Origin of the sequence: Acinetobacter sp. UBA2063 (assembly GCF_002333245.1) — a bacterium.
Classification (GTDB): domain Bacteria; phylum Pseudomonadota; class Gammaproteobacteria; order Pseudomonadales; family Moraxellaceae; genus Acinetobacter; species Acinetobacter parvus.
In genome coordinates this window covers 13,029-24,658 of sequence record NZ_DDAH01000179.1, presented here as the reverse complement: position 1 = coordinate 24,658, position 11,630 = coordinate 13,029, and the positions used below count along the sequence as shown (strand labels likewise).

The 11,630-nt window shown below is 42.3% G+C and carries 11 protein-coding genes; 3 read left to right on the top strand and 8 right to left on the bottom strand.

Annotated elements, in window-relative coordinates:
- Positions 1 to 648 (top strand): outer membrane protein OmpK (locus B4H32_RS08755; protein WP_286802155.1); only part of this gene is annotated, 648 nt, incomplete at its 5' end.
- Positions 649 to 739: 91 nt separating this feature from the next.
- Positions 740 to 1,291, top strand: a complete 552-nt coding sequence (locus B4H32_RS08750) for a GNAT family N-acetyltransferase (RefSeq protein WP_004679067.1) — start codon at positions 740 to 742, stop codon at positions 1,289 to 1,291.
- Between the two features lie 23 nt (positions 1,292 to 1,314).
- Here B4H32_RS08750 and urtE read toward each other — a convergent pair whose 3' ends face one another.
- The 7 genes from urtE to B4H32_RS08715 all read right to left on the bottom strand — a co-directional run bounded on the left by urtE (position 1,315) and on the right by B4H32_RS08715 (position 9,666).
- Positions 1,315 to 2,013 (bottom strand): urea ABC transporter ATP-binding subunit UrtE, encoded by a 699-nt coding sequence (gene urtE / locus B4H32_RS08745; protein ID WP_004683575.1) that lies wholly within the window; start codon positions 2,011 to 2,013, stop codon positions 1,315 to 1,317.
- A gap of 9 nt (positions 2,014 to 2,022) precedes the next feature.
- The gene (gene urtD, locus B4H32_RS08740) at positions 2,023 to 2,850 is read right to left on the bottom strand and encodes an urea ABC transporter ATP-binding protein UrtD (protein WP_004679069.1); all 828 of its coding nucleotides are present in this window, start codon (positions 2,848 to 2,850) and stop codon (positions 2,023 to 2,025) included.
- Complete coding sequence (gene urtC, locus B4H32_RS08735; RefSeq protein ID WP_004683577.1) at positions 2,851 to 3,921, bottom strand: urea ABC transporter permease subunit UrtC; 1,071 nt, start codon at positions 3,919 to 3,921, stop codon at positions 2,851 to 2,853.
- Between the two features lie 4 nt (positions 3,922 to 3,925).
- Positions 3,926 to 5,548 carry an urea ABC transporter permease subunit UrtB gene (urtB, locus tag B4H32_RS08730; RefSeq protein ID WP_004769980.1) on the bottom strand — a complete coding sequence of 541 codons (1,623 nt, stop codon included), beginning with the start codon at positions 5,546 to 5,548 and terminating at the stop codon, positions 3,926 to 3,928.
- Positions 5,549 to 5,639: 91 nt separating this feature from the next.
- Complete coding sequence (urtA, locus tag B4H32_RS08725; protein WP_004769981.1) at positions 5,640 to 6,917, bottom strand: urea ABC transporter substrate-binding protein; 1,278 nt, start codon at positions 6,915 to 6,917, stop codon at positions 5,640 to 5,642.
- A gap of 260 nt (positions 6,918 to 7,177) precedes the next feature.
- On the bottom strand, positions 7,178 to 9,061 hold the full coding sequence (gene parE / locus B4H32_RS08720) for a DNA topoisomerase IV subunit B (protein ID WP_004683582.1): 1,884 nt from the start codon (positions 9,059 to 9,061) through the stop codon (positions 7,178 to 7,180).
- Between the two features lie 17 nt (positions 9,062 to 9,078).
- Positions 9,079 to 9,666 carry a YqiA/YcfP family alpha/beta fold hydrolase gene (locus B4H32_RS08715; RefSeq protein WP_004683583.1) on the bottom strand — a complete coding sequence of 196 codons (588 nt, stop codon included), beginning with the start codon at positions 9,664 to 9,666 and terminating at the stop codon, positions 9,079 to 9,081.
- A gap of 263 nt (positions 9,667 to 9,929) precedes the next feature.
- Here B4H32_RS08715 and B4H32_RS08710 point away from each other — a divergent pair, with 263 nt between their 5' ends.
- Complete coding sequence (locus B4H32_RS08710) at positions 9,930 to 11,276, top strand: hypothetical protein (RefSeq protein ID WP_286802124.1); 1,347 nt, start codon at positions 9,930 to 9,932, stop codon at positions 11,274 to 11,276.
- A 56-nt stretch (positions 11,277 to 11,332) separates the two neighbouring features.
- Here the strand turns inward: B4H32_RS08710 and B4H32_RS08705 are convergent.
- The coding region (locus B4H32_RS08705) for a disulfide bond formation protein B (RefSeq protein WP_286802115.1) at positions 11,333 to 11,630 on the bottom strand (298 nt) is incomplete at its 5' end.

Genomic DNA, 11,630 nt, shown 5'->3' with positions numbered 1-11,630 from the left:
GATTTTAGCCTCACTGGTTTATACGGCGAAAACTACGAAGTTGTCGATGAAAAGCAAACGACTTTAACCATTGAATACGCGGCAAAAGTAAAATATGCCGATGTATTTTTCTTTATGGATCGCATGCGTGGTGGCGACGATCATAAAAGCACCTATTTCGAACTCTCTCCACGTTTAAGCCTAGGTGAGATTTCTGGTCAGAAGCTTGCTTTCGGCCCAGTAAAGGATGTGTTGGTTTCAACAACATGGGAAAGCAATAATGATGACTTTTCTAGTTTTGATAACTTCTTATACGGCGTAGGTTTCGATCTTGCAATTCCTTATTTCCAATATGCGAATGTCAATTTCTACCGTGCCAGCAATGAAAACACTGCTGATGACTATCAAATGACCATTGCCTACGCATTGCCATTTAAACTGTCAAATGAGGATTTTCTGGTGGATGGCTTTCTTGACTGGTCTACAGGTGAGAAAGATCATGCCAGCGAGCTGAACTGGACCACCCAATACAAGTGGAATGTCGGTAAGCATATTTCACCAGAAACACGCCTGTATCTAGGTATTGAACATTCGGTTTGGAATAACAAGTTTGGTATTAAAGGTAGTGACGAAAACAATGTCAGTGCGTTAGTGAAATATCATTTCTAAACAGTCAGTCAATTGAAAAACAGCAAGCTTAGTCTTGCTGTTTTTTTCAATCACGCATATTCAGAAGATGTGAACTTTCTTTTATTTTCTCATGTCATTCGTTCTTAAGCTCGCAGCACACAACTTGAATCCCCGTTATCAGATTCGTTTTGCCACAATGGATGATTTAGCACAGATTCTCGCTATTTATAATCATGAAATCCTCACAGGGACAGCCAACTGGAATGATCATGCCGTTGCTTTAGAACAATATCAACAACGTTTTCAAGACATGCAACAGCGGCAATTTCCAATGATTGTGGTTGAAGATCAACTCAATAACAAAGTTGCTGGTTATGCCTATTACTCAGCTTTTCGGGCGATTAGCGGTTATCGTCAAAGTATCGAACATTCTGTTTTTGTTGATCCAAGTTATGCACGTCAAGGTCTAGGCAAAGCCTTGATGCAACAACTGATCCATCTCGCGATACAACAAAACATGCATATCATGGTGGCTGCGATTGATAGTGAAAATACAGGTTCTATTGTGCTACATGAACAGCTTGGTTTTGTACAAACAGGTTATATGCCACAAGTCGGACAAAAATTTGGGCAATGGCGTGACTTGGTGTGGATGCAGCTACAACTTTCAACCACTCAATAAAAAAGCCTCTTACGAGGCTTTTATTAAATCGCCACCAACTCCCTTATCCCCTTTTCAGGCATTTCTACCCCTTGCCCATGTGCAATCACCTGACCACGCGCCATCACGGTATAGTTATCCGCAAGCTCTTCAGCAAAATCATAAAACTGTTCCACCAAGACAATCGCCATTTCACCCTGATCCCCCAGTTTACGAATCACACGGCCAATATCTTTAATAATCGAGGGTTGAATCCCCTCAGTTGGCTCATCCAAAATCAAAACACTGGGCTCAGAAGCCAACGCTCGCGCAATCGCAAGCTGCTGTTGCTGACCACCTGATAAATCTCCACCACGGCGGTGTTTCATTTCATCCAAAACAGGAAAAATTTCGTAGAGATGGCTCGGTACTTTTCGGGTTTTTGCACCTGAAAATTTCGCCATGCCAATTAAAATATTTTCCTCTACCGTCAAAGTTGAAAAAATATCTCGTCCTTGCGGTACATAGGCCAATCCTGCATGTACTCGTTGCTCAGGGGACATTTTGGCAATATCTTTGTCATCTAGCAAAATCTGTCCTGATTTAATCGGGAGAATCCCCATCAAGCATTTCAGCAACGTGGTTTTACCAACGCCATTCCGTCCTAGAATCACACTGCATTCACCTACAGGCGCTTGAAATGACACATCACGAAGAATATGACTACCACCATAAAACTGGTTAATTTCTTTCACTTCTAACATGGCAGTCTCCTAGCGTCCCAAATACTTTTCAATCACATCTTCATTGGCTTGTACCTCTGCCAATGTGCCTTCTGCCAAGATTGCGCCCTGTGCTAATACCGTCACTTTTTCGCTGATGGTATCAATAAAGCTCATGTCATGTTCTACGACCACCAGCGTATGATTTTTTTTCAATTCCAGACACAATTCAGCAGTGCGTTCTGTTTCCGCATCGGTCATTCCTGCCACAGGCTCATCCAATAAAATCAGCTTCGGACGTTGCATCAATAGCATGCCAATTTCTAACCACTGCTTTTGGCCATGAGATAATAATCCTGCGGGCTTTTTTACAAATTCCTTTAAGCGAATTTGCTCCAGACTTTCCTCCAGTGCTAACTGCGCTTGTGGATCAAGTCGGCTAAACAAGCTTTTTTTCACTCGCTTATCACGTGGTGCAGCGAGCAGTAAATTTTCCATGACTGTAAAATTTTCAAATACCGTTGGTTTCTGAAATTTGCGCCCAATCCCAGCTTCCGCAATTTCCTCTGTACTCATTTTGGCAAGATCATAGTTTTGTCCAAAAAAAGCAGTGCCCGTGGTTGGACGAGTTTTCCCTGTAATCACATCCATTAGTGTGGTTTTCCCCGCACCATTTGGTCCAATGATGCAGCGTAATTCACCTTCAGCGATATACAGTGATAAATCATTGAGGGCACGAAACGAATCAAACCAGACACTAACTTTTTCCAAATACAAGGCAATCCCATGACTAAAGTCTGCGCCCTCAGTTTTGGCGCGTCCATAGCCCTCGCCGAGTTGACCGCCATGTTGAGCTGAGTCTACGAATAAATCACTCATTTAATTGCTCTCCTTTTTAAAACGGTCAAATAAACCAATCACACCTTTCGGTAAGAAAATCGTCACCACGATAAATAAAGCACCTAAGATCAGTAACCATGCTTCGGGAGCGGCCACAGTGAAATAGGTTTTCACCGCATTGATTAAACCTGCACCAAGAATGGGTCCGATCAAGGTACCACGCCCCCCTGCGGCAACCCACACTGCCATTTCAATCGAGTTGACTGGATTCATTTCGCTTGGGTTGATAATGCCCACCTGTGGCACATACAACGCCCCTGCGATACCTGCAATTACGGCAGACAGTACCCATGCTGACAGCTTGTACCACAGCGTACGATAACCCAAATATTGCAAACGGTTTTCGCTGTCACGAATCGCCCCCAACACACGCCCGTAAGGACGATTCATCAGTTGACGTAAGCCGATAAAGCACAGCATCAAAACCAAAGCGGTGACAAAACATAAAGTGGCACGCATCGGCGCAGAAGTAATATCAAAACCCAATAAGGTTTTAAAACCCGTGAAGCCATTGTTACCACCAAAACCTGTCTCATTGCGGAAGAACAACAGTGCCGCAGCAAAAGTCATGGCTTGGGTAATAATTGAGAAATACACACCCTTGATTTTTGAACGGAAAGCAAAGAAACCAAAAATAAAAGCAACTAAGGCAGGTACAGATAAAACCAAGATCATTGCCCAAGCAAAATGCTCAGTTCCCACCCAATACCAAGGGAGTTCTGTCCAACTGAGGAAACGCATAAAATCAGGCAGACCATCGCCTGCGGATTCACGCATCAAGTACATGCCAAAGGCGTAACCACCCAAGGCGAAATATAAACCGTGCCCCAAGCTTAAAATCCCTGCATAACCCCACACTAAATCCAGTGCCAACGCGACTAATGCCAGACACATGATTTTGCCAATCAACGTAATCCAATACGCTGACAGATAAAATGCCGAATCAGGGGATAACAAATGCAACCACGGCAAGCTCAATAACACAGCAAAACAAATGGCAATCGCGATTGCACTATAGGGTTTATCTGCAAATAAAGAAGTGATTTTCATTGGCTTACTCCACGAAACGACCTTTGATGGCAAACAAACCTTGTGGACGCTTTTGGATAAACAAAATCACAAGAACCAAGAGAATAATTTTTGCTAAAACTGCACCTAGACCAATCTCCAAAACTGTACCGCTAATCCCTAAACCTAAGGCTGCAAGTACTGCCCCCCATACTTGACCCACACCACCGACGACAACGACAAGGAAGGCATCAATAATGTAGTTTTGCCCGAGATCAGGCCCGACATTCCCTACTTGTGCTAGCGCACAACCTGCAAGACCAGCTAAGCCTGAACCTAAGCCAAATGCCATCATGTCAATACGTGCAGATCGAATGCCCACGGCACGGGCCATTTGACGGTTTTGTGTCACAGCACGAACAAATAATCCAAAACGGGTTTTGTTTAATAAGAAAACGAGTAGCAGTAACACCGCCACAGTAAAACCAATAATCGCAATACGGTTATACGGCAACATCAGGCTTGGCGTCAGGGCAATACCACCACTGAGCCATGCGACATTCGACACTTCAACGTTCTGTGCGCCAAAGATCATCCGAACCGATTGCATCAAGATTAAGCTCACACCAAAGGTTGCCAATAATGTTTCCAATTGGCGACCATAAAGCGGACGAATCACAGTACGTTCAATCAACATGCCGATCAGCGCACTCACCAGAAATGCAGCAGGAATCGCAGCCAATAAATACCAATCGACTAAGCCTGCAAAGTGCGTTTTAAAAAAACTTTGAATGACGTAAGTGGTATAAGCACCGATCATGATGAGTTCACCATGTGCCATATTGATGACACCAAGCAAACCATATGTGATCGCAAGACCAAGCGCTGCTAAAAGTAAAATACTTGCGGTACTGAGACCCGAAAATACATGCCCTGACCACTCACTGATTTGCAAACGGGTTTTAATTTTATTTTGTGCTTCAACCAGAGCCGTCTTGAGTGCTGGATTGCTCTGCGGTTGCTCTAAGCTTTGTGTGATTAAAGCATATACATCTGGACGATTTGAATCCGCCAAAACTTTTACCGCTTCGATTTTGGTAAATTCATCTTGGCTATTAAAATCTAAACGTGCTTTCAGTTGTGCCAAACGTGCTTTAACCGCTTCACTTTTTTCATTGAGATAGAGTTGCTTAACTGTGGCAACATCGAGCTCATCTAAATTATTTTCTAAAATGTCCACCGCAGCTAAACGTTGTGATGCATCATCAGAATTCAATTTAACTTTGGCTTGTCCAAAGTTCAGTGCCTTACGCAAGGTATTGACCAGCGTCACTTGAGATAAATCTGAGGGCCAAGTGTCGATGGCTTGCAATTGCGGATAACTCAATAATTTTTCATCGTTTTTTAAAATGTAAGTATGACCTGAACTATCGGTATATAACTCATTTTGATCAATATACGCGACCAATTGATCCAGTTGCTCAATACTGGCTGGCCATTGATTCAACATGGCGCGACGAGTAGCAAAGTCAGATTTAACAAAAGTCTGGATGGCATCCTGAGAAGTTGTAGACGTCACAATTGTTGGTGAAGTAACTTCTGCCCATGCAGGATTAAACATGATCTGTGCCATGATGCAGAGCATTGCCAAAACATAGTGTTTCGCCATAAGACTCCCCTTATATTTTCTATTTAAACCAATCAATCAGAAATAAAACCAAGAAAAACCTGCTGCCAAAACAGCAGGTTGCATAGGAAAATTATTTAGGAATATATGGGCTCCAAGGCTCAGCCTTGATGGTTTGAGGCGTTTTATAAACCACATCAAATTGCCCATCACCACGAATTTGCCCAATCATCACAGGTTTATGTAAATGGTGATTGGTTTCATCCATTTTGAGGGTATAACCCGATGGTGCTGCAAAAGTTTGACCTGCCATTGCATCACGAACTTTATCAACGTCCGTTGTACCTGCTTTTTCGACCGCTTGTTTCCACATATTGATACCAACATAAGTCGCTTCCATCGGATCGTTGGTCACAACTTTATCGGCATTTGGAAGTTTGTACTCCACCGCATATTGCTTAAATTTATTCACAAACTCGGTGTTTTTTGGATTTTTAACTGACATGAAATAGTTCCATGCCGCTAAATGACCCACTAATGGCTTGGTATCAATACCACGTAATTCTTCTTCGCCAACTGAGAATGCCATCACTGGAATATCAGAGGCCTTAATACCCTGATTACCCAACTCACGATAGAAAGGAACGTTGGAATCGCCATTGATGGTTGAAATCACCGCAGTCTTTTTACCTGCAGAGAATTTCTTGATATTGGAAACAATGGTTTGATAGTTGCTATGACCAAACGGTGTGTATTCTTCCATGATGTCTGCATCGGCAATGCCTTTAGACTTCAAGAATGCCCGTAAGATTTTGTTGGTGGTACGTGGGTAGACGTAATCTGTACCGAGTAAAACAAAACGTTGTGCTTTACCGCCCTCATCACCCATTAAATATTCAACGGCAGGAATGGCTTGTTGATTCGGCGCTGCACCTGTATAGAAAATATTTTTTGATTGTTCCTGACCTTCATATTGCACTGGATAGAACAGTAAACCATTCAACTCTTCAACCACAGGAAGAACAGACTTACGTGATACTGATGTCCAGCAACCGAAAATAACGGCAACTTTGTCCTGAGTAATTAACTGACGTGCTTTTTCAGCAAATAACGGCCAATCTGATGCTGGGTCAACAATGACAGGTTCGAGTTTTTTACCCATCACCCCGCCGTTGGCATTGATTTCATTGATGGTCATCAATGCAGTATCTTTCAGAGAAGTCTCAGAAATCGCCATCGTGCCTGAGAGTGAATGTAAAATCCCCACTTTAATCGTGTCACCGCTTGCTGCAGGTGCAGCTTTCGTTTCAGTTTTTGTTTGTTCTGTTTTTTCTGCTGGTTTTGAACAACCGACCAGTCCTACCCCCATCATGGCTGCCATAAGAACGGACATTGATAATTTATTTTGCATCTTGTTTCTCCCCACACATGGATATTGTGATTTTTACTGAGTGGAGTTATTCAATTTCTATGCCAACAATTTAAATCATTGTTTTATTTTAATATTTATAAGATAAGATAAATAAGAATCCAATCTTGTATACAACATTGCATACAAAAAGAACGGGATGAACTAAAATGATGCAGATTAATTTATCCTAAATATGGCTAGACCCTAGATAAAGAAAAGCCAAGCATGAGCTTGGCTTTTAATCTTTCAATTAAAAAGAATTAAACAACTATATCCGCTAAATTACCTTTTTGCTCTAACCAATGCTTACGATCACTCGAACGTTTTTTTGCCAGCAATTTATCTAATAATCCTGCGGTAAAATGCGCATCATCCAAATCGAGTTGGACTAAACGGCGGGTATTGGGATCCATCGTGGTTTCACGCAATTGACTCGCATTCATCTCACCCAATCCTTTAAATCGAGTGATTTGCGGATTTTTATTGCCTTTCACTTTTTTCAAAATGCTTTCGAGTTCACTATCATCCAACGCATAATAAACATCTTTACCAATATCAATACGATATAGTGGTGGCATTGCAACAAACAAATGACCATCTTCAACTAAAGTCGGGAAATGCTTCACAAACAAGGCACAGAGTAATGTCGCGATATGTAGACCATCCGAGTCTGCGTCGGCAAGAATACAGATTTTGCCATAACGTAGTTCAGACAAATCATCACTGCCTGGATCAACCCCTATGGCAATCGCAATATCATGTACCTCTTGAGAAGCGAGCACCTCATCCGAAGATACTTCCCATGTATTTAGAATTTTTCCTCGAATCGGCATAATCGCTTGGAAGTTCTTGTCACGCGCTTGTTTAGCACTTCCACCTGCCGAATCCCCTTCGACAATAAATAATTCGCTGTCTTCACGCGTTAAACCCACACAATCAGCCAGTTTTCCAGGTAACGCAGGACCAGAGACGATCTTTTTACGTTCGACTTTCTTAGCTGCTTTTAAACGACGACCTGCTTTGGCAATTGCCATTTCAGCTAATTGAGTTGCGATCTCAGCATGTTGGTTTAACCATAAAGCAAACGCATCTTTGGCAATATTGAGCACAATATTCGAAGCTTCACGGCTCGATAGACGTTCTTTGGTTTGTCCTGAAAATTGAGGTTCTTGGAATTTCAGCGATAGAATAAAATTGACACCATCCCAGACATCTTCTGCCGAAAGTTTCATATTACGTGGTAATAAATTACGTAATTCGCAGAACTCTCGTAACGCCTCCGTGACCCCTGAACGCAATCCATTGACATGCGTACCCCCTTGCGCAGTTGGAATCAAGTTGACATAACTTTCTTGAATCTGTTCACCGCCCTCAACATTCCAGCAAATTGCAAATTCACACACGGCTCTTTCTGCTTGTCCACTACTGACAAAAGCAGGATCAGGTAGAATCTCTCGATCCTCAAGTTCATCCATTAAATAGTCAACCAGACCATTTTCAAACTGCCATTCAATTTTTTCGTTATTAATTTTATCGTCATAAATAATTTTTAAACCTGCCGCTAAAACGGCTTTGGCTTTTAAATTATGCTTCAATGCTTTTAGTGCAAATTTTGGACTGTCAAAATACTTGGCTTCAGGCCAAAAGCGAACGGTTGTGCCTGTGGCACGTTTTGCCACTTTCCCCTCTAGTACCGATAAAGGTGCCACAGGTTCACCCTGCTCAAACACCATCTGATACAGATTGCCCTGACGTTGTACCGCCACCTCAACCCGTGTGGATAAGGCATTGACCACGGAAATACCTACACCATGCAGACCGCCAGAAAATTGGTAGTTATCGGTACTGAACTTTCCGCCTGCATGTAATTTGGTCAAAATAATTTCGATACCACTTTGTCCATATTCAGGATGAATATCGACTGGCATACCTCGTCCATTATCTTCGACTGACAATGAACCATCTTCATATACGGTGACACAAATTTGATTGGCATGTCCTGCAAGTGCTTCATCCACTGCATTATCAATCACCTCTTGCGCCAAATGGTTTGGACGCGAGGTATCGGTGTACATGCCTGGACGACGACGAACTGGGTCTAAACCAGAAAGAACTTCAAGGGATTGTGCCGTGTATTGTGTCACTGGGTCTGACTTCCTTATTAGAGGGTTGCCGATAAAAATTCGAGGATTAAGGGTAGTTTTTCTTCAAAATCATCCATTGCATGATTGCCATCCATGTCAGTTAAAATCAACGATGATGGCTGCGCCGCACTATAATAACGTTGTGCCTGGCGATAATCCAAGACTTCATCGTCTTGTTGCAACAGCACAAGAATTTTATCAGCATGATTGAGTCTGGTGTTGGCAATGGATTGTAGTTGCTGCAATTGGTCAGTATCAAGTGTCCATGATTCAGTCACCTTGAGTGGAATTTGCTCAATCCCAAACAAATCCTTAAACAGTTGCCATGGTTGCATGGCTGGATTAATCAGTACAGCAGGACAAGCATATTTAGCGACAAAATATGTCGCATAAAATCCCCCTAAGCTACTTCCAACCAACACCACTTGGTCACGTGGTAGACTTTCGATCAACCCAGAGATTTTTTGCAGCACCTTATCGGGAGATCGATTCAGATCGGGCAAATGCACTTGAAACTGATCGTGATTTGCACAATATTGACTCAATTGCTGCCCTTTTTTTGACATGGGGCTACTACGGAAACCATGTAGATAGATAATTTGCATATGCACCAAAATAGACACCAGCTTGACTTATAGTGGAATAAATCACATTATTAATCACAACAGTTAATCAAATAACAATATAAATTACATTTAAGCTTGATATTGTCTGACATAAAAAACGATAGTGCACTCCGTTCATCAGTATTCTAAAAAAATTACTTATGAAACAAATAAGATGTAAGCGTTTGTTGTAGTTTATCTAAACAGTATTAAACTGAATAACATCAAACCTTCGGTATATACAAAAGGATGGGGAAATTAATATGCCAAGTTTAACACCTCTGCATGAAACCTACTGTAAGTGGGACCGTACACCCCCAAGTCAGGCAGATGTTTTGGAAGGTTTCGCACAACTTGTGAGTACCAGTTTAAGTGGGGTTCATGAATTGGTGCAGTTGGTACAAACTGAAGTGTTACGGACGACACTCGGTTTAAGTGCACAAAAAGCCAGAAATTTACAAAAACTTCCACAATTACAAAAGTTTTATCATTTTTCCTATGATGCCATCCAGAAATATGGTCGCTGTTTTCTTGCACCAAGTCTGCGCCGCATCATTGAACGATTCCCTGTCCTACATGACAAACCACTGACCCCGACCCTACATTTTGTGGTGGGGGCGCTAAATGGGATTTTTGGGGATTTTTTCCTTAAGCAGCATAATCCAATGGCTTTGCCGATGGTGCTGTATGACCATTATGGATCACTACAGCAAGGTGAGTTAACTGGGCGTGTGGTGATTTTGACCCACGGTCTGTGCATGAACCATTTAACCTGGTCAAATCAGCGTTATGGCGGTATCGGTGAACGGTTATTGGCACAGCGTGACAACAACACCATGCTGTACCTGAACTACAATACAGGACGACGCATTTCCGCTAATGGCCATAGTTTTGCCGATACGCTTGAAGATCTGGTGCAACGCAATCCACGCATCACCAGTATCGACCTGATTGGCCACAGTATGGGTGGGCTGGTTTCACGCAGCGCGCTGTTCTATGGCAAACAGAACCTGTATCAATGGGTTCATATGGTTGAGAATCTGGTTTGTATTGGTTCACCTCACCATGGTGCAGCGCTTGAGCGTTTCGGTTTTGTATTGCAGGACAAACTTGGTGCATTTCCTTTTATTAACCTGATTGGTCAGTTGGTCAATATCCGTAGTAACGGTATTCTGGATCTGCGCTATGGCAGTGTCCGTGATGACGACTGGGAACATAATGACGCACGTATCGGGTTTGCAGACGACAACCGCAAACCTGCGCCATTACCCTCTCATATCAATACCTTCTTAATCGCAGGTACTTTAGAATTTGAGAAGTTGCGCAATAAAGCACTCTCTGTCATTGGCGATTATTTGGTCAGTGTGGAAAGTGCGCTAGGTGAACATCAAAATCCACGCTTCCAACTTAAATTACCAGAAACCCATAAAGCCGTATTCTATGGTTTAAACCATTTTGAAATTCAGTACCATTCGAGTGTTGCTGAACAGATTACACGTTGGTTATATCCCGATGTTGACGAAGTCGTTGAGGAAGGTATCCAAACACATTTAATCAATGTTCCGAATAATTATACTTTTGATGATTTAGATGGCATCGTAGAAACCTGATATCAGTCTTCTTGATCCAATAAAAAAGCCAACGTATCGTTGGCTTTTATTTTTTGTTATTTAGCGACCTTATAATTTCTAAAAAGCTGCCATAAACAAACCAATAAGATCAAACTAAAATACAGCAACGACCACACGGGTAGAGATTGTCCTAAGAAAGTCCAATCTATTGCTGCACATTCACCCGATCCTGAAAGCACTTCCTGAAATACCGCTTTCATTGGCAATGCATCAACTAAATAGTCCAAGCCTGGACCGCAACTTGGCACCTTATCAGGTGGTAAATGCTGTAGCCAAACATGACGAGATGCCACGCCCACTGACCAACCGATGGATAAGGTTGCTAATAGTGCA

Coding starts and splice junctions, on each gene's coding strand:
- urtC (WP_004683577.1), bottom strand. CDS start 3,921: ATGAAAATCACTTCTTTATTTGCAGATAAACCCTATAGTGCAATCGCG.
- urtD (WP_004679069.1), bottom strand. CDS start 2,850: ATGAGTGATTTATTCGTAGACTCAGCTCAACATGGCGGTCAACTCGGC.
- urtE (WP_004683575.1), bottom strand. CDS start 2,013: ATGTTAGAAGTGAAAGAAATTAACCAGTTTTATGGTGGTAGTCATATT.
- B4H32_RS08715 (WP_004683583.1), bottom strand. CDS start 9,666: ATGCAAATTATCTATCTACATGGTTTCCGTAGTAGCCCCATGTCAAAA.
- B4H32_RS08750 (WP_004679067.1), top strand. CDS start 740: ATGTCATTCGTTCTTAAGCTCGCAGCACACAACTTGAATCCCCGTTAT.
- B4H32_RS08710 (WP_286802124.1), top strand. CDS start 9,930: ATGCCAAGTTTAACACCTCTGCATGAAACCTACTGTAAGTGGGACCGT.
- urtA (WP_004769981.1), bottom strand. CDS start 6,917: ATGCAAAATAAATTATCAATGTCCGTTCTTATGGCAGCCATGATGGGG.
- urtB (WP_004769980.1), bottom strand. CDS start 5,548: ATGGCGAAACACTATGTTTTGGCAATGCTCTGCATCATGGCACAGATC.